Genomic DNA, 18263 nt, shown 5'->3' with positions numbered 1-18263 from the left:
CCCGCGGGTTCATTTGTAGTGCGGCGTACGCCGCGAAGGCAGCCACCCGAACCGGGGCCGCCTGGTCTCTTTCAAGGCGGCCTGCGCGCCGGGCTCGGCCTTCGCGAAGGACAGCAGCATGCCGATCGCGATCAGCGTCGGCAGCAGTGCGGAACCACCGTACGACAAAAGCGGGAGCGGGATACCCACGATGGGTAGCAGTCCGATCACGGCGCCCAGGTTGACGAGCGTCTGGGCCATGATCCAGATGGTGATCCCGGCCGCCGCGTAGCGGACGAACGGCTCGGCGTTCCGGGTCGCGATCCGCACCCCGGCATAGGCCAGGGTGAGGAACAGCGCGAGCACGGTGAGCGACCCGACCAGGCCGAGCTCCTCACCGATCACGGAGAAGATGAAGTCGGTGTGCGCCTCCGGCAGGTTGCTCCACTTCTGCCGGCTGTTGCCGATCCCGACGCCCCACCAGCCGCCGGTCGACAGCGCGTAGAACGAGTGGTACGCCTGCCAGCCGACCCCCATCGGGTCGGAGAACGGGTCCAGGAACGACGTGACCCGCTGCATCCGGTACTTCTCCGCGTTGACGAAGTACGTCGCGACCGCGCCGACCACGACGATGGTCGCGACGAACAGCCGGGTCGGTGCGCCGACGATCCAGATCATGCCGATCATCACGGCCATCAGGACCAGCGCCGTCCCGAGGTCGTGCTGTCCGACCACCAGCGCGATCACCAGACCGCAGACCGGCACCATCGGAACCAGCAGATGCTTCCACTGGGTGAGCAGCTTCTCCTTGCGGGCGTACAGGTCCGCGCACCACATCACCATCGCCAGCTTGGCGAACTCGCTCGGCTGGATCTGCAGCGGTCCGCCGAGATTCAGCCAGTTGGTGTTGCCGTTCACGCCGACGCCGAGGCCGGGGATGTAGGTCAGCACCAGCAGGAAGATCGATCCGAGCAACGCGACGTACGAGAGCATCCGGAAGTGCCGTGGCGTCATCCGCGAGGCGACGTACGCCATCGGCAGGCCGACCACGACCCAGATCAGCTGGCGGACGAAGATCGTGTAGCTGTTCCCGTTCACCCGCAGCGACAGCACACTCGATGCCGACAGCACCATCATCAGCCCGAGCACCAGCAGCAGGCCGGTCGCACCGAGCACGATGTGGTACGACGTCAGCGGCCGGTCGAGCACGTCCCGGATCGCCGCGACCCAGGCCCGTTCGCCGTTCTTCCTGCCCTCGGGCTGATCCGCGATCGATGTCACGCGATCACCTCCGGATCAGATATCGAGCGCGTGTACGGCTTCGGTGAAGGCGTCCCCACGGGCTCCGTAGTTGGCGAACATGTCCCACGATGCGCAGCCGGGCGCGAGCAGCACGGTGTCACCCACCTGCGCGAGCTTCGCCGCCTCCCCCACCACGATCTGCATAGCTCCAGTGTCTGTTGCCTCGACGACGATCCTCGGGACATCCGGTGCGTGTCGCTCGAGAGCTTCGGCGATCACCTGCTTGTCCTGGCCGATCAGTACGACGGCACGCAAACGTTCGCGGGCCGCGATCACGAGCTCGTCGAACGTCGCGCCCTTGGCCTGTCCGCCGGCGATCCACACCACGGGGTCGTAGGCGAGCAGCGAGGCCTGCGCGGCATGCGGGTTGGTGGCCTTCGAGTCGTCGACATAGTTGACCCCGGCAACCTCCGCGACGTGGGCGATCCGGTGCTTGTCCGGCCGGAACCCGCGCAGCCCGTCGCGGACCGCCGTGGCCGGCACTCCGAACGCGCGCGCCAGCGCGGCCGCGGCCAGCGCGTCCGCGATGTTGTGCGGCGCGGCCGGCGTGACGTCGGAGATCATCGCCAGTTCGAGCGCAGACGTTTCGCGTGCCTCCACGAAGGCCCTGTCCACCAACAGGTCGTCGACGATTCCCATCATCGACAGTCCCGGCGTACCAAGGGTGAAACCGATCGCGCGGCAGCCCTCGATGACGTCCGCGTCCAGCACCAGTTGCTCCGTCGCCGGATCGGCGACGTTGTAGACGCAGGCGACCTGGCAGTTCTCGAAGATCCGGCCCTTGTCCTTGGCGTACGCCTCGAGCGAGCCGTGCCAGTCGACGTGGTCCGGCGCGATGTTCAGTACGGCGGCCGAGTGCGCCGACATGGAATGCGTGAAGTGCAGCTGGTACGACGAGAGCTCGACCGCGATCACGTCGTACGGCTCGGGGTCCATCACGACCTCGAGCAGCGGCAGCCCGACGTTGCCTGCGGCAACGGCCCGGAGACCGGCGGCCTGCAGCATCGCGGTCAGCATCTGCACCGTCGTGGTCTTGCCGTTGGTGCCGGTGATGCACAGCCAGGGCGCGGCGTTCGCCGGGTCGCGCAGTCGCCAGGCCAGCTCGATCTCGCTCCAGATCGGCACGTCGCGCTCGGCCGCCTGCGCGAGCAACGGTGCGTGCGGCGGTACGCCGGGCGAGGTGACGACGACGTCGACCTCCTTCGGCAGCTCCGCCGTACTGCCCGGGCCGAGCGTGATCGTGGCGCCGAGCGTCTCCAGGATCTGCGCCTTCTCCCGCAGCGCCTCGGTGTCGCGATCGTCGAGTACGACGAGGTGCTCGGCGCCGGCCTGGACGAGTGAGTCGGCGCAGGCGTAGCCCGCGGTACCGAAACCGAGCACGACGAACCGGGTGCTCGCCCAGCCGTCGTCGGTGCGTGTCTCGAGCGTCATCCGGTCACCCATTCCGCATAGAAGACGCCGAGACCGATCACCACACACAGGCCCTGGATGATCCAGAACCTGATCACCACGTTGACCTGTTCCCAGCCGAGCATCTCGAAGTGGTGCTGCAACGGAGCTATTCGGAAGATCCGTTTGCCGACGCCGGTGGCGCGCTTGGTGATCTTGAAGTAGCCGACCTGCAGGATCACCGAGGCGGTGATGATTACGAACAGGCCGCCGAGCAGCAGGACCAGCAGCTCGGTGCGGGTCATCACGGCCATGCCTGCCAGGGCTCCACCGAGCGACAACGAACCGGTGTCACCCATGAAGATCTTCGCCGGCGACGCGTTCCACCACAGGAAGCCGAACAGCGCGCCGGTCAGACAGGCGGCGACCACGGCCAGGTCGTGCGGATCTCGCACCTCGTAGCACTTGGCGCCGACGCCCTGTGCGGTCGCGCAGCTCTGGTTGAACTGCCAGATGCAGATCAGCGTGTACGCGCCGAAGACCATCATCGACGCGCCGGTCGCGAGACCGTCCAGGCCGTCGGCGAGGTTGACGCCGTTCGACATGCCGGCGACCAGCAGCAGGATCCAGATGATGACCAGGATCGCCGGCAGCTCCAGCCAGCCGATGTCGCGGATGAACGAGATGAACGGCGATGCCGGCCGCTGGCCGCGCTCGTCCGGGAACTGCAGCGCGAGGACGGCGAACACCACCGCGACCATGGTCTGGCCGGCCAGTTTCGCCTTGCTGCGCAGGCCGAGGCTGCGCTGCCGGAAGATCTTGATGAAGTCGTCCAGGAAGCCGACCGCGCCCATTCCGGCGAACAGGAACAGCACCAGGATCGCCGAGGCGCTCGGTGGCGTCATGGTGAACAGCTTGGCCGCGAAGTACCCGATGATGGTCGCGGTGATGAACACCGCGCCGCCCATGGTCGGCGTACCGCGCTTGGTGTGGTGGGAGGCCGGGCCGTCGTCCCGGATCTCCTGGCCGTACCCGCGTTTGGCGAGCCACTTGATCGCCCACCGCGTGCCGAGCAGCGTCAGCACCATCGCGACGGCGCCACCGAACAGGATCGAAATCACTGGGCGTCCTCCAGCAGCGCGTCGGCAAGACTGCGCAGTTTCGAGCCCTTGGAGGACTTCACCAGTACGACGTCGCCCGCGCGCAACTCGGATCTGAGCAGCTCGAGCGCGTCCGGGATCGTGTCGACGAACGCGGACTCGTCGCCCCACGAGCCTTCCAGCGAGGCGCCGAGATGGATCGGTTTCGCGCCCTCACCGACCACGAGCAGCCGGTTCACGTCCAGCCGTACGACGAGCCGCCCGATCGCGTCGTGCTCGTCGGCGGAGGTGTCGCCGAGCTCGAGCATCTCGCCGAGCACCGCCCAGGTCCGTGCACCCCGCGAGCGGCCGATGGCGACCAGCGACTTCAGCGCCGCGCGGGTCGAGTCCGGGTTGGCGTTGAACGCGTCGTTGATGATCGTCACGCCGTCCGCCCGCTCGGTCAGCTCCATCCGCGCGGCCGACACCCGCTGCGCCGCGTTCAGGCCGTCGGCGATCTGCTCCGGTGTCAGGCCGACCGCGAGCGCGACCGCCGCGGCGGCGAGGGCGTTCGAGACGTGGTGCTCGCCGATCAGCTGCAGCTGGACGGCGCCGCTGAAGGCCGGAGCGGCAGATTCAGTGCCGCCGCCGATGTGCAGGGCGAACGCTGCCCGGCCCTCGCCGTCGAGCTTCACGTCGGTGGCCCGGACATCCGCCTCGGGCGCCTCGCCGAAGGTCAGCACCTTCTCCTGCGTCCGGCTTCGCATCGCGGCCACCCGGTGGTCGTCGGCGTTCAGTACCGCCGTACCGCCCGGCCGCACCGCCTCGATCAGCTCGCCCTTGGCGATCGCGATGTTGTCCTGGGACCCGAACTCGCCGACGTGCGAGGTGCCGACGTTCAGCACCAGGCCGACCGCCGGCGGCGTGATCCCGGTCAGGTAGGTGATGTCGCCGGCGTGCCGGGCGCCCATCTCGGCGACCAGGTACTTCGTGCTCGGCGACGCCTGCAGTGCGGTCAGCGGGTGGCCGAGCTCGTTGTTGAACGAGCCTTCCGGGCACACCGTCTCGCCGTACGGGCGGATCAGCTGGCCGATCAGGTCCTTGGTGCTGGTCTTGCCGGTCGACCCGGTCAGGCCGATCACCGTCAAGGCGGGCAGCCGGCCGATCACCAGCCGGGCCAGGTCGCCGAGGGCCCGCTCCGCGTCGTCGACCACGATGCACGGGCTGCCGTCCACCGCGCGGGTGGTGAGCGAGACCGTGACACCCGCGGCAGTCGCCGTACCGACGAAGTCGTGCCCGTCGACGCGCTCACCGGGCAGGGCGACGAACAGCCCGCCCGGTTCGGCGCCTCGCGAATCGATCACCACCGCGCCGTCGACAACGGCCGTGGGCTCGACGCCCACGAGCTCGCCGCGAACGGCGTCGGCGATCTCGCCGCAACTGACAGGGATCACCGGTCTGCCTCCAACAGCTCACGCACGGTTTCGCGGTCGTCGAACGGGTGGATCACGCCGCCGATTTCCTGGCCGGTCTCATGGCCCTTTCCGAGTACGACGACGGTGTCGCCGGGGCCGGCCAGCTCGATCGCGGACGCGATCGCCTGCCGGCGGTCGCCGATCTCGTGCAGGTCGACGGCCGGAACCGCCTCCCGCGCACCTGCCACTGCGGCGGCCCGGATCGTCGCCGGGTCCTCGCTGCGCGGGTTGTCGTCGGTCACGATCACCACGTCCGCGGTCCGGGCGGCGGCGGCTCCCATCGCCGGCCGCTTCCACGGGTCGCGGTCGCCACCGCAGCCGATGACGGCGAACAGCCGGCCCTTGGTCGCCCCGCGCGCCGCCTTCAGCGCCAGCTCGACCGCATCCGGGGTGTGGGCGTAGTCGACGATCACGGCCAGGCCGTCCTCGCGGGTGAACAGCTCCATCCGCCCGGGCACGGTCGCGGTCCGCAGACCGGCCGCGATCGCCTCGGCGGGTACGCCGACCTGTCGCAGCATCACGGTCGCGAGCAGCGCGTTCGCGACGTTGAAGTCGCCGGGCAGCGCGGTCTCCACGGTCAGCGTCTCGTCCGGCCCACGGATGTCGAGCACCGTCGTACCGTGCTCGGACCGGTGCAGGCCGGCCACCGTCCAGTCGGCGTCGCCCTTGGTCGACACGGTGACCAGCGGTACGACGGTCTGCGCGGCCAGCCGGCGCCCGTACTCGTCGTCGATGGTCACCACCGCGACATCACACCGCTCCGGGGTGAACAACGAGGCCTTCGCCTGGAAGTACTCCTCGAACGTCTTGTGGAAGTCCAGGTGGTCCTGCGTGAGGTTGGTGAACCCGGCCACCGCGAACCGGGCGCCGTCGACTCGGCCCATAGCAAGGGCGTGGCTCGACACCTCCATCGCGCACCACGCGACCGCCTGCTCCCGCATCACCGCGAACAGCGCCTGCAGATCAGTGGCCTCCGGAGTGGTCCGGACGCTCTTCACCACCTCGTCGCCGACACGCGTCTGAATCGTGCCGATCAACGCCGCGCGCCCGAGCTCCCGCAGTACTGCGTCCAGCAGGAAACTGGTCGTGGTCTTGCCGTTGGTCCCCGTCACCCCGAGCAGCCGCAGCTCACTGGTCGGCTCGCCGTAGACCCGCGACGCGACCGCACCGAGGACACTGCGCGGGTCGTCGACGACCAGTGTGGGGAGACCGGTTGCCGCAGCACGGTCAGCCCCCGCAGGGTCCGTGAGTACTGCGACTGCGCCGGACTGCTGGGCTTTCGCGACGAATTGCGCGCCGTGCGTGACCGCACCGGGCAGAGCGGCGTACAGGTCGCCGGGGAGAACGGACCGCGAGTCGAGGGTGACGCCGGTGACGGTGACCGGCGACGTTGCCGGACTCCGGGTGTGGGCGACGCTCGCGAGGTCGGCGAGGCTGACCGGCACGACATGCCGTGGCCTGATCGCTGCGACCGCGCCGCCTGCGGCGGTAGGGGTGGACACGGGCCCTGAGGCTACCGCTCCGGACCCTGTGACTCCTACCTGACCCTGCGTCACCATCACCAGGTGATCGGGACGTTGGGCTGCTTGGCCCCCGTCGGCGGGACAACATACTTCTGCAGCGCGTAGCTCATCACGTCGCGGAACACCGGTCCTCCTTGCAGGCCACCACCCCGAACGCCGTCACTCGGGTCGTGCAGTACGACGTAGGTAACGAACCGTGGGTTGTCGGCCGGAGCAAATCCGGCGAAAGAAGTGGCCCACTTGCGGTAGCAACTGCAGGCGGAGTCGACCTCCTGCGCCGTACCGGTCTTGCCTGCCACCAGGTAGCCGTCGATCGCCGCCTGCGGTGCGGTGCCCTTCTTCGCGGTGACCGCCTCCATCATCGTGGCAACCTCCTTGGCGGCCTTCTCGCTCACAACCCGGTGCGGCGCCGCGGTCTGGTTCGGGATCACAGTGCCGTTCGCGTCGACGTAGTTGCGGACCAGCTTCGGCGGGACATAGACGCCGCCATTGGCGACCGCGTTCACCGCGGACGCCATCTGCACCGCGTTCACCGACAGGCCCTGGCCGAAGGCGACGTTCGACCGGGTGATCTCCGGCCACTCGTCGCCGCCCATCAGCCGGCCGCTGCTCTCGCCGGGAAAGTCCAGGCCGGTCGGCTGGCCGAACCCGAAGTTGTGCAGGTACTTCACGAACTCCGCGATCGGCATCTGCTGCGCGGCCATGATCGTGCCGACGTTCGACGACTTCGCGACCACACCGGCGATGGTCAGGTTCATCGGGCCGTGGTCCCAGTGGTCCTTGATCGTGCGACGCTGCACGTCGATGCTGCCGGGCACCCGGAGCTTGGTGTTCAGGTCGATCAGGTTGGCGTCGGCGAGCGCGGCCATGGTCGCCACCTTCTGCACGCTGCCAGGCTCGTAGGTGCGCTCCAGCGCCGGGTTGTTCAGGTCGCTGGACTTGTACGGCTTGTTCGGGTCGAAAGTCGGGTAGTTGGCCATCGCCAGCAGCTCGCCGGACTTCACGTCCTCGACGATCACCGTGCCGGAGCTGGCCTTGTACTGCTTGACCGCCTGCTCGATCCGCTTCTCCGCGAAGAACTGCAGGTCGGTGTCCAGGGTCAGCTGGACGCCGACGCCGGGCTTCGGCTCGTCGACCGTGTGGTTCGCGTTCGGGATCTTGTTGCCCTTGGTGTCGACCTCGTACATCGCCTTGCCGTCGTGGCCGGACAGCTTGTCGTTCAGGCCGTACTCGAGTCCGGACAGGCCCTTGCCGTCGGCACCCGTCACCCCGACGACGGTCGCGGCGATGCTGCCGTTCGGGTGGCTGCGGATCGGGTCGTCCTCGGTATACAGGCCGGCCAGTAGCGGAGCCGCCTGGTCCTGCGGTTTGCCCTTGTTCTGCTGGGTGATGGTCGCGTTCGCGGTCTTGATCTCGGCCTGGATCGCGCTCCACGTCGTCGGCGGCACCTGGTGCGCGAGATAGGCGAAGCGGCCCTTGCCGGACATCGCGGCGACCAGCTTCGCGTACGTCGTACCGGTGAGCTTCGGCGTGAGGATCGAGGCGAGCTGCTGGGCGACGGGCTTGGTCTGGGTCGGGTCCGCGGTGATCGCGACCGCGTCCTCGGAGACCGCCAGCTCGACGCCGTTGCGGTCGGTGATGCTGCCGCGGGTCGCATAGAGGGTGAACGGTTTGGTGTTCTCCCGGGTCGCCGCCTGCGCATAGCTGTCGGGGTCCACGCCCTGGAGCAGCACGAGGCGCCCGGCGAACAGCGACAACACGAACGCCATCACCCCGAACGTCACCCGCAACCGCACGGTCGGCCGCCCCAACCGCAACATCCGCGGCGCTTTCGGCACCCTCCGCTTCTTGGGCCGTGGCTGTGGCCGATTCTGCGGCGGCCGCTTGCGCGCTGACGCGCTCTTCTTCACCGGGCGCTTGGCCGCCTTCTTGGCCGGCGCCTTCCGCTCCGCCCCGTCGGGTCCACGGCGCGGCACCTGCCGGGCGGCGGCCGCCTTCTTGCGCGGCGCTGAACGTCCAGCGCTCTCTGGGGCCGGACGGCGTCGCCGTTCTCCCTGACCGCTCGCAGCGGAGCGGCGCGGAGCAGCGGTCTCCTCCTGGGACTGCCGGAGGAGGCGGTCACGGGTGGACTCGGGGCGTTGCGGGGCGGTGCGGCCACTGTCTGTAGCGGAGGAACGACGGGGTTGAGCCTTGCGGGGCGGATTCTCCCGGCCCGGTGTGGCACCACGCTTGCGTGGCGGCTCGTTTCCCCGTCGATCCGTCATCCGATCATCCCCGTGTGGTCGTGGCGGGTGGCTTCTTCGTCGTACCCGCCGGAGGCTTCGTGGTTCCCGCGGGCGGATTGGTGGTGCCGGTCGGCTTGGTGGTGCCTGCCGGCGGTTTGACCGGTGTCGTCGGCTTCACGACCGGTGTTGCCGGTTTCACGACCGGTGCCGTCGGCTTCACGGCCGGCGGCGTGGTCGCGATGCCCGTCGGCGTACCCGGGCCGAACATCGCCGTACCCGTGCCGGCCTTGCCCTCCGCGGGCACACCGAGCACCCGGCCGTCGGACAGCCGCAGGAACACCGGGTTCGGATTCGGCACCATGCCCATCCGCAGTGCACGGTCGGACAGGTTCTGCGGCGACTCCAGCGTGCGGACCTGCTTCTCCAGCTGCTCCTGCTGGTCGCGCAGCTGATCCGCCTGGCTGCTCAGCTTGGTCACCTGGAACGTCCCGCTCTGCAGCTCCGTGTTCAGCAGCAGCAGACCGACCAGTCCGGCGGCCAGCAGCGACACCACGAAGATGACGAACGGCATCCGCGGCGGCCGGAACGGCGCGCCGTACACGACCCGCAGCCTCGGCTCGGAGCGCTTCTTCGCGGGGACCGGCGTCACCCGCGCCTTCTGCGGGCTGAAGACAGTACTCATCAGGCCACCAGTCCCTTCTCCCGGACTCTCGTCGCCGCCCGCACCCGGGCGGAGGCCGCTCGCGGGTTCGCCGCGACCTCTTCCTCGGTCGGCCGCTCGGCGCCGCGGGTCAGCAGTTTCAGATACGGCTCGTGCCCGGCCGGAATCACCGGCAGGTCGTCCGGTACGTCGCTCTTCGTCGCGGCCGCGAACGCCTGCTTCGTGATCCGGTCCTCGAGCGACTGGTAGCTCATCACCACGATCCGCCCGTGCAGCGCCAGCGCCTGCAGCGCGGCGGGCAGCGCACGGCGCAGTACCTCGAGCTCGCCGTTCACCTCGATCCGCAGCGCCTGGAACGTCCGCTTCGCGGGGTGTCCCCCGGTACGCCGGGCCGCCTGCGGGATCGCGTTCCGGACCAGCTCGGACAGCCGCGCGCTGTTCGTGAACGGCTCGGTCTCCCGCTCCCGCACGATCCGGTCCGCGATCCGGCGGGCGAACTTCTCCTCGCCGTACTGGAACAGGACCCGGGCCAGGTCGGCCGCGCTGTAGGTGTTGACGATGTCGGCCGCCGTGGTCGGGCCGGTCGAGTCCATCCGCATGTCCAGCGGCGCGTCCTGCGAGTACGCGAACCCGCGGTCGGCCTCGTCCAGCTGCATCGAGGAGACACCGAGGTCGAACAGGATCCCGTCGATGGCCGGCACGCCGAGGTCCACGAGCGCCCGCGGCAGCTCGTCGTACACCGCGTGGACGAGAGTGATCCGGTCCTCGTACGGCGCCAGCCGGTCGCCCGCGAGCCGCAGCGCGGCCGGGTCCCGGTCGAAGCCGATCAGCCGTACGTCGGGAAACTTCCGCAGGAACGCCTCGGAATGACCACCGAGGCCGAGGGTGGCGTCGACGAAGACGGCACCGGGATGCGCGAGTGCCGGCGCCAGCAGCGCGACAACGCGCTCCAGCATCACCGGCACATGCCGCTCCGCAGCGTCCATCCTCGACCCTTCCCGTCGCCGCGGGAGCGACCCTGCCCCCGCAGGTCTTGTGTGGTACGTAGACAGCACCGTCCGGTCAGATCGCGGGTACGCCTCCCGGGGAAGTACCTGATGGCCTTGGCGCCGGGGAAGTGGCGTCAACACTCAGGTCGGAAGTCGGACCCGTGATCTCACCGGACGGTCGGTGTGTCCTCGCACTCTGTTCAACTGTGCTTCTAGAAGATGCCTGGCAGCACTTCCTCGGAGAGGTCGGCGAACGCCTGCTCCTGCTCCGCGGAGTACCGGTTCCAGTTCTCCGTGTTCCAGATCTCCACCCGGTTCATCGCCCCGATGACGACGCAGTCGCGATCCAGTGACGCGTAATCGCGCAGCATCGGTGGGATGGTGACCCGGCCCTGCTTGTCCGGCATCTCGTTCGAGGCGCCGGCGAACAACATCCGTAGGTAGTCCCGCGCACCTTTGTTGGTGATCGGAGCCTGCTTCAACTGCTCGGTCAGCTGGACGAACTCACGCTCCGGCCACACGGACAGCGATCGCTCCTGCCCTCGCGTGATCACCAGACCGTCGGCCAGCTCGTCGCGGAACTTGGCCGGCAGGAACAGCCGTCCCTTGTCGTCGAGCTTGGGGAAGTGAGTTCCGAGGAACACGCTCCACCTCCCCGTTGCGGACTCTCCGACTCAGGCGGGTGCTTCCACCACTTCAGTTCCACTGCGCTCCACCTTACTCCACTTTCCACCACCGTCAACCAACTTCCGCCCCATTCCGCCCCCGCGCCGCCTGAATCCGCGCCTGCAATCCCGCGTGTCGCTGCCGCCTCAGCCGTTGCGCGTTCCTCCACTTCGCTCCACCGGCCGACTTTGAGAAGCCACCAACCATTTCCACCGCCGATTTATGGTCGGTGGGTTCTCAAAGTCGGGCTGATATGAACCATTCGCGGCGGTGCTGCGTGAACCTTCTGGGTGATCGGAACGTCGTACGCCGCACGCACTGCTTTTGCCGCCCGTACGCTTGGAGGGACGCGACAGCTGCACACCACAGACCGACCCGCCGTGAGGGCGTGCGCCGATGAACATCGAAACGTCAGGTAACGAAACCCCCGCCGGACTAGGCCCGACCCCTACAGCGGGTGAGAATGTGTCGGCAGTCAACGAATGGGGAGGACACAGAGTGAGCACCACCGCGACCAGCTCGCCGCTGGCAGGAGCCGGGGACTTCGACGAGCTGTCCGAGGTGGCGGGCCGCGTCCGCCGGGCCATGGAGCAGGTGATCGAGGGCAAACCCGACGTGGTCGAGGTCGCCATCACGGTCCTGCTGGCCGAAGGACATCTGCTGATCGAGGACGTGCCGGGCGTTGGCAAGACGATGCTGGCGAAGGCGCTGGCGAAGTCGATCGACTGCACCGTGCGCCGGATCCAGTTCACGCCGGACCTGCTGCCGTCGGACATCACCGGCGTCTCCGTCTTCAACCAGGAGATCCGCGACTTCGAGTTCAAGCCCGGCGCGGTGTTCGCGAACATCGTCGTCGGCGACGAGATCAACCGTGCCTCGCCGAAGACCCAGGCCGCGTTGCTCGAGTCCATGGAGGAGCGACAGGTCACCGTCGACACCACGACGTACCACCTGGACGCGCCGTTCATGGTCATCGCGACGCAGAACCCGATCGAGATGGAAGGCACGTACCCGCTGCCGGAAGCACAGCGCGACCGCTTCATGGCCCGGGTGTCGATGGGCTACCCCGAGCCGGCCGCCGAGCTGCGGATGCTCGACGGGCACGCCGCCGACGACCCGCTGCTGAGCCTGCAACCGGTGACCGACGGACAGCAGATCCTGCGGCTGGTGAAGACGGTGCAGTCCGTGCACGTGTCCGAAGGCGTGAAGGAGTACGCCGTTGCGCTGGTCGGCGCGACGCGGCGGTCGCAGGAGCTGCGGCTCGGCGCCAGCCCGCGGTCGACGCTGCACCTGATCCGGGCCGCGCGTGCGGCGGCCGCGCTCGACGCGCGCGAGTTCGTACTGCCGGACGACATCCAGGAGCTCGCGGTGCCGGTCCTCGCGCACCGCGTACTCCCTGCGGCTGAGGCGCATCTCGGTGGGCGCGGTGCAGCCGACATCATCTCCGGGTTGGTGTCCAGCGTGGCCCTCCCCCGCACCCGCCGGGACTGAGACATGCGGCAGGCACTGCGCGGACTGACCACCCGAGGGCGGGCGTTCGTCGCGGCCGGTCTCACTGCTTCGCTGTGCGCGCTGCTGCTCGGCCAGAAGGACCTGCTGCGCGTCGGCATCCTGCTGGCGGCGTTGCCGGTGGTCGCGGCTCTGGTCGTCGGCCGGACCCGACTGCGGCTGCAGGTACGCCGCAGCCTCGCGCCGGACCAGGTGCCGGTCGGGACCCAGGCGACGGTCGAGCTGACCCTGAGCAACCAGGGCCGGATGCCGGCGGGTCTGCTGCTGCTCGAGGACCGAATTCCTTACGTCCTCGGTCACCGGCCCCGGTTCGTCGTCGACCGAGTCAGCCCGAACTGGCGTCGTACGGTGACCTACCCGGTCAAGTCCGACGTCCGGGGGCTGTTCCAGGTCGGGCCGTTGATGCTGACCGTTGCCGACCCGTTCGGGCTGGTGGAGACCAGCCGGACGTTCACCCGGAGCCAGCACCTGCTGGTCACGCCGCGGGTCTACCGGCTCCCCGAGATCCGGCTGGGTGCGGACCGGGCCGGCTCGGGCGAGAACCGGCCGCGAGCGATCGCCTCCGCCGGTGAAGAGGACGCGACGGTCCGCGAGTACCGCGACGGCGACGACCTGCGCCGGGTGCACTGGCGGTCGACTGCACGCCGCGGTGAGCTGATGGTCCGTCGCGAGGAGCAGCCCTGGCAGAGCCGGTGCGCACTGTTCCTGGATGCGCGGACGATCTCGCACCACGGGCACGGACCGTCGTCCAGCCTGGAGTGGGCGGTCAGCGCGGCCGCGTCCGCCGGCATCGACCGGATCAGGCGCGGCTATGTCACCACGATGCTCGGTGGGCCGACCACGCTGAACGCGATCACCCACCGGACCTCCGCGTCGGTGCACCAGCCGCTCACACAGCAGCAGCTGCTGACCGAGTGCGCGACCGTCGAGGAGCACAAGTACGCCGAAGTCGGTCCGCTGCTGACCGTCGACCGGCACGCGCAGGAACCGAGCCTGGTGATCGCCATCCTCGGCGCCTGCAGCACCGATGACATCATCGCCCTGAACCGGTGGCGGACCAGCCAGGCGACCGGGGTCGTCCTGCTGCTCGACGCCGCCAGCTGGGCGGTCGGCGCCGAGGCGACCGAGAAGGCCGCCCGGTTGACCACCGCCACGGACGCCACCGAGAACGAGCTGCGCCGCAACGGCTGGCGAGTCGCCAGAGTCCGCCGCGGCGACCACCTACCGACCGTGTGGTCCGGCCTAGGGCTACGGAGCGGAAGGATCGCATGACTGTATTGATGCCGCGACTCCGTCGCGGCGGGTCATGGGGCTGTGACTCCCGGCCTTCCCTCATCGCTCCGGTCGCTTCGCTCCCTGCACTCCTCAGTCCAGGCCGGGAGGCCCCATGACCGGTCACGCACGGATTTCTCTTGCCGCTTGGGGAGCGACTGTTCTCGGGTCGCTCGTGCTTACGCCGGTGTTCTCCGGTCCGTTCTTGTTCATCAGCGCGTTCTTGTGCGCGGTGGTGACGGGCACCGGGGTCCTGCTGCAGAACCTGCGCACCCCGCGGGTCGTCGTACCGATCGTCCAGCTGCTCGTGCTGGTGGAGCTGCTGTCGCTGTTCTTCCTGCACGGGACGATGAAGTTCGGGCTGTTCCCGTGGAAGGCGACCGCGCTCGAGTTCAACTCGCAGATGGTCGACGCGATGGACTCCATCAACCGGTTCAGCGCGCCACTGCCGCAGGACTCGCATCTGACCCTGTTCGCGGTGTCGGTGATCACGGCGACCGGGCTCCTGGTCCACATCATCGCCGTCCAACTGCGGCAGGCCGCGTGGTCAGGACTGCTGCTGCTGATCATGTACACCGTGCCGGCCGCGACCGTGCACGGCGGTCTGCCGGCGTTGCTCTTCATCCCGCCGGCGATCGGGTACATCGTGCTGCTGTCCGCGGAGGGCCGCAGCCGGCTCAGCCGCTGGGGCCGCCGGATCTCGGGCGTCTCGCACCTCGACGCGGCCGAGCCCGTCGAGGCGTCGGCGCTCGGCCAGGCCGGGCGCCGGATCGGCCTGACCGTCGTCGCGATCGCCGCTCTCCTGCCCGCGTTGCTGCCGGCTCTGCCGGAAGGTGTCATCGGCAACGGTCTGGCCGGCGGCGGCACCGGCAACGGGATCGGGGCGTCGATCTCGTCGACCAACCCGATGCTGGACATGGGCAAGAACCTGAAACAAGGCGACAACGTCGTCGCACTCACCTACAAGGGCGGACCGTCCGGCGGCACGTACCTGCGGCTGACCGCACTCGACCTCTTCAACGGCAACAAGTGGGAGATCGCGCCGCGGTCCGACGGGCACAAGATCAGCGGCGACCTGACCGCGCCGCCCGGCTACACCGGTGACCTGTCCAAGCTCACGCAGACCAACATGGAGATCAACGTCACCCGGACGTTCCGCTCCCAGTTCGCGCCGGTCCCCTACCCGCTGCACTCGATCTCGCTGAAGAAGGACTGGCAGTACGACGCGGAAGCGCTGGACGTGGTGTCGACGAACGGGTCGATCGTCGGCGGCAAGAAGTACAAGCTGAGCTCGTACGACCTGCAGCCGACGCCGCAGCAGCTGCACGACTCGATCACCACGAGCGCCCCGGACCAGTACACGTCGGTCGTGCCGCAGAAGACGCCGAACGACATCAAGCAGAAGACGCTCGAGGTCACCGCCGCCGCCGGGGACAACAAGTTCGAGGCCGCGGTACTGATCCAGAACTGGTTCCGCAGCGGCGACTTCACGTACAGCACCGCGAACGCCAGCGGCAGCGGCATGCCCGCGCTCGAGGACTTCCTGCTGAAGAACAAGACCGGGTACTGCGAGCAGTTCGCGACCGGGATGGCGCTGATGGCGCGGATCATCGGGATCCCGTCCCGGGTCGGGATCGGCTTCCTGCCCGGCACGGCCGGCAAGGACGGCGAGTACACGGTCCGGATGCACGACATGCACGCCTGGCCGGAGCTGTACTTCCAGGGCTACGGCTGGGTCCGGTTCGAGCCGACGCCGTCCGCCCGGGTCGCGTCCACGCCGAACTGGACGGTCGCCGCGGCCGGGGACCCGACCAACTCGACCACCGCGCCGACCACCGCGCCGACGACGCCGGGCGCCGGCGAGACCCCGGGGATCGACCAGCCCCGCCACGACCCGAACCTGCCGAACGACAGCGGCATCGCGATCGTTGACTCCGGCAACTGGTTCACCAACGGTGGCGGGCAGGTGATCGCCGGGGTGCTCGGTGTGGCGCTGCTGCTGTCCATCCCATGGCTGATCCGGGCACTGACCCGCCGGCGGCGCTTCCTGCGACCGCCGGGACGGGCCGGAGCCGAAGGGCTGTGGGCCGAGGTCCGGGACACCGCGCGCGATCTGGGGCTGGACTGGTCCGAGATCTCGACACCGCGGCAGACCGGTCAGTGGCTGCTGACGAAGCTCCCTGAGGAGACGCATCCGGACGCGCGCAAGCTGGCGCGTGGGATCGAAGCGCTCCGGTACGCCGGGGATACCGCCGATCCCGAGCTGGACCTCCGCCCCGAGGCAGCCGCCGTACGCAAGGCGCTGTGGACCCAAGCCCCACGCCGCCGCCGCTGGCGGGCCCGCTTCCTGCCGCCCTCGTGGCGCTGGTACCTGAGCCGGGGCAGCACCGAGGCCTCCGACCTCCTGGACGAGTTCGACCTCCTCCTGGCCCGCCTCCGCTCCCTGGTCCTCCCCAAACGCCCCCACACCAACTAGCCCGTCAGCGCCGCCCCGCCCCGCCCAAGCCGAGACGAGCTGGACCATCTCAGGGGTCAACCCCCGAGGTGGTCGGTTGCGTAACCAGAATCCGGATCCGCAACCGACCAGGTCAGGGGTTGACCCCTCAGACGCACCGCGGCGGGCCGGGTGGAGGCGGCTGGGCGGTGCGGGGTGAAGGGCGGGGTGAAAGCGGCTGGGCGCCGGGCGTCTGCGTGCACAAAACGACCACACCCGCGCCCTTAGCGGGGCACGGGTGTTGTGGAGATGCGGTGGACTAGAGGTCCTCGTCGCGGCGGCGGCGCCAGCGGTCTTCCATGCGCTCCATGAAGCTGCCGGACGAGTCGTGCTTGGTCCGGTGGCGTTTGGTCGGTGGCGGCGGCGGGATGTCGTCGGCCTCCCCCGCGTTGCTGATCCGCTTCATGCTCAGCGCCGCGATGTACAGGCACGCGACCATCATCACGAAGCCGACGACGCCGATGATGGTGTTGGGGATGATCGCACCGGTCATCAGTACTGCGATGCCCAGCACGAATCCAACGCCGGCAAGCACTGCCCGGCGCTTGTAGTACAAGCGCACATTGGTCCCCCGCATAGCGGAAACAAACTTCGGGTCTTCCGCAGCGAGGGCGCGTTCGAGCTGCTCGAACTGGCGCTGCTCTTCTTCCGAGAGGGGCACCGTCGATCCCTCCATGATGAGCGCGATCTCGATAGGCCGCCTTCAGTCTAGGCCGCGTGTGGCTGACACGAAACCCTGACCGGCTGTCCAGCGCGTCACGGTCCGGCAACTGCCCCACCAGAACAGGTCCCAAACCCATGTATTCCGGCGTGTCGCTCACAGCCCGTTGACAGCGATCACCCCGTGACCGTGCCGCAGGTAGCCCGATCGTCACCCTCCGTCGCAACCCGCCGGGCCGCCGCGCGGGCTCAGCGCGTCGCGAGAATGTGCAGCTGGGTGGCCAGCGCACGGAACGCCGGGTGCTGGCTGGCAGCACGCTCGAGCTCGGCCAGCGAGTCCGCGGCACCCGGCTCGGAGTCGACGAACGCGGCCGGCACCAGGTCGGCGAACGTCCGTACCCCGTGCACCGTGTGCACCATGAACCCGGCGTCGGCCAGCTGCGCCGTGATCCCGGCCTCGTCGAACCGCCGCGGCATCGGATCGGTCGCACCCCAGCGCCCGTCCGGATCCTGCAGCGCGATCCGCGCCTCGGCCAGATGCCCGGCCAGCGCGCGGGCCAGTACGACCGCGTTGCGCTGGGCAACGAGCAGACTCAGCACGCCGCCCTTCCGCAGTACCGACGCCATCGCCTGCAACGCCTGCACCGGGTCGTCGACGACCTCGAGGACGCCATGGCACAGTACGGCGTCCGCGCTCGCCTCGCCTGCCAGTCCCGGGAGCTCGCCCGCGTCGCCCTGGACTCCACGGACCAGCTTGCTCACGCCTTCGTCGCTGGCCCGTCGCTCCAGCGATGCCAGCGCGTCCGGGCTCGGGTCGACAACCGTCACGCGATGCCCCTCGACCGCCAACGGGACCGCGAATCCGCCGGTGCCGCCGCCGAGGTCGACGATGTCCAGCCCGCCGTCCGGATCGGTCCGGCCGCGGCCGGCCAACGCGACGCGCAACGCCTCGCCGACCAACGCAGTACGCACGCTCCGCCGTCGCCGATCCACCATCAACCCTCCAGCCATTCCCCCATCAGCACCGCCGCGCCACACCC

Annotated in this window: 14 protein-coding genes; 3 read left to right on the top strand and 11 right to left on the bottom strand. The window is 69.2% G+C overall.

Going from position 1 to position 18263, the window contains the following annotated elements; genetic code table 11:
- Positions 1 to 9: 9 nt before the first annotated feature.
- From ftsW to mraZ, 9 genes are all read right to left on the bottom strand, one after another.
- On the bottom strand, positions 10 to 1260 hold the full coding sequence (ftsW, locus tag OHA18_RS30850) for a putative lipid II flippase FtsW (protein ID WP_328998840.1): 1251 nt from the start codon (positions 1258 to 1260) through the stop codon (positions 10 to 12).
- A 15-nt stretch (positions 1261 to 1275) separates the two neighbouring features.
- Positions 1276 to 2712, bottom strand: a complete 1437-nt coding sequence (murD, locus tag OHA18_RS30845) for a UDP-N-acetylmuramoyl-L-alanine--D-glutamate ligase (RefSeq protein WP_328998839.1) — start codon at positions 2710 to 2712, stop codon at positions 1276 to 1278.
- Positions 2709 to 3791: a phospho-N-acetylmuramoyl-pentapeptide-transferase gene (gene mraY / locus OHA18_RS30840; protein ID WP_328998838.1), complete on the bottom strand. Its 1083-nt coding sequence runs from the start codon at positions 3789 to 3791 to the stop codon at positions 2709 to 2711. Before mraY ends, murD begins: the two co-directional genes overlap by 4 nt.
- Positions 3788 to 5203 carry a UDP-N-acetylmuramoyl-tripeptide--D-alanyl-D-alanine ligase gene (locus tag OHA18_RS30835; protein ID WP_328998837.1) on the bottom strand — a complete coding sequence of 472 codons (1416 nt, stop codon included), beginning with the start codon at positions 5201 to 5203 and terminating at the stop codon, positions 3788 to 3790. Before OHA18_RS30835 ends, mraY begins: the two co-directional genes overlap by 4 nt.
- On the bottom strand, positions 5200 to 6783 hold the full coding sequence (locus OHA18_RS30830; protein ID WP_442914428.1) for a UDP-N-acetylmuramoyl-L-alanyl-D-glutamate--2,6-diaminopimelate ligase: 1584 nt from the start codon (positions 6781 to 6783) through the stop codon (positions 5200 to 5202). The genes OHA18_RS30835 and OHA18_RS30830 overlap by 4 nt, the downstream gene beginning before the upstream one ends.
- A complete protein-coding gene (locus OHA18_RS30825; RefSeq protein ID WP_328998835.1) occupies positions 6783 to 8585 on the bottom strand; it encodes a peptidoglycan D,D-transpeptidase FtsI family protein in 1803 nt (600 codons plus the stop codon). The genes OHA18_RS30830 and OHA18_RS30825 overlap by 1 nt, the downstream gene beginning before the upstream one ends.
- 430 nt (positions 8586 to 9015) lie before the next feature.
- Positions 9016 to 9654, bottom strand: coding sequence for a hypothetical protein (locus tag OHA18_RS30820; RefSeq protein ID WP_328998834.1), 639 nt, complete (start codon positions 9652 to 9654; stop codon positions 9016 to 9018).
- A complete protein-coding gene (gene rsmH / locus OHA18_RS30815) occupies positions 9654 to 10619 on the bottom strand; it encodes a 16S rRNA (cytosine(1402)-N(4))-methyltransferase RsmH (protein WP_328998833.1) in 966 nt (321 codons plus the stop codon). Before rsmH ends, OHA18_RS30820 begins: the two co-directional genes overlap by 1 nt.
- Positions 10620 to 10834: 215 nt before the next feature.
- Positions 10835 to 11266: a division/cell wall cluster transcriptional repressor MraZ gene (mraZ, locus tag OHA18_RS30810; protein WP_130446673.1), complete on the bottom strand. Its 432-nt coding sequence runs from the start codon at positions 11264 to 11266 to the stop codon at positions 10835 to 10837.
- Positions 11267 to 11840: 574 nt separating this feature from the next.
- Here mraZ and OHA18_RS30805 point away from each other — a divergent pair.
- From OHA18_RS30805 to OHA18_RS30795, 3 genes are all read left to right on the top strand, one after another.
- Positions 11841 to 12779 carry an AAA family ATPase gene (locus OHA18_RS30805; protein WP_442914427.1) on the top strand — a complete coding sequence of 313 codons (939 nt, stop codon included), beginning with the start codon at positions 11841 to 11843 and terminating at the stop codon, positions 12777 to 12779.
- Positions 12780 to 12782: 3 nt separating this feature from the next.
- Positions 12783 to 14069: a DUF58 domain-containing protein gene (locus OHA18_RS30800; protein WP_328998832.1), complete on the top strand. Its 1287-nt coding sequence runs from the start codon at positions 12783 to 12785 to the stop codon at positions 14067 to 14069.
- 115 nt (positions 14070 to 14184) lie between these two features.
- The gene (locus OHA18_RS30795) at positions 14185 to 16545 is read left to right on the top strand and encodes a transglutaminase family protein (protein ID WP_328998831.1); all 2361 of its coding nucleotides are present in this window, start codon (positions 14185 to 14187) and stop codon (positions 16543 to 16545) included.
- 277 nt (positions 16546 to 16822) lie between these two features.
- Here the strand turns inward: OHA18_RS30795 and OHA18_RS30790 are convergent, their stop codons facing one another.
- Positions 16823 to 17224 carry a DUF3040 domain-containing protein gene (locus tag OHA18_RS30790; protein WP_328998830.1) on the bottom strand — a complete coding sequence of 134 codons (402 nt, stop codon included), beginning with the start codon at positions 17222 to 17224 and terminating at the stop codon, positions 16823 to 16825.
- A 248-nt stretch (positions 17225 to 17472) separates the two neighbouring features.
- Entirely contained in the window at positions 17473 to 18219 is a 747-nt protein-coding gene (locus tag OHA18_RS30785; protein WP_328998829.1) for a methyltransferase domain-containing protein, read from the bottom strand.
- Between the last annotated feature and the right edge of the window lie 44 nt (positions 18220 to 18263).

Source organism: Kribbella sp. NBC_00709, from assembly GCF_036226565.1.
Taxonomy (GTDB): domain Bacteria; phylum Actinomycetota; class Actinomycetes; order Propionibacteriales; family Kribbellaceae; genus Kribbella.
This window is presented reverse-complemented; position numbering and strand designations above follow the sequence as displayed.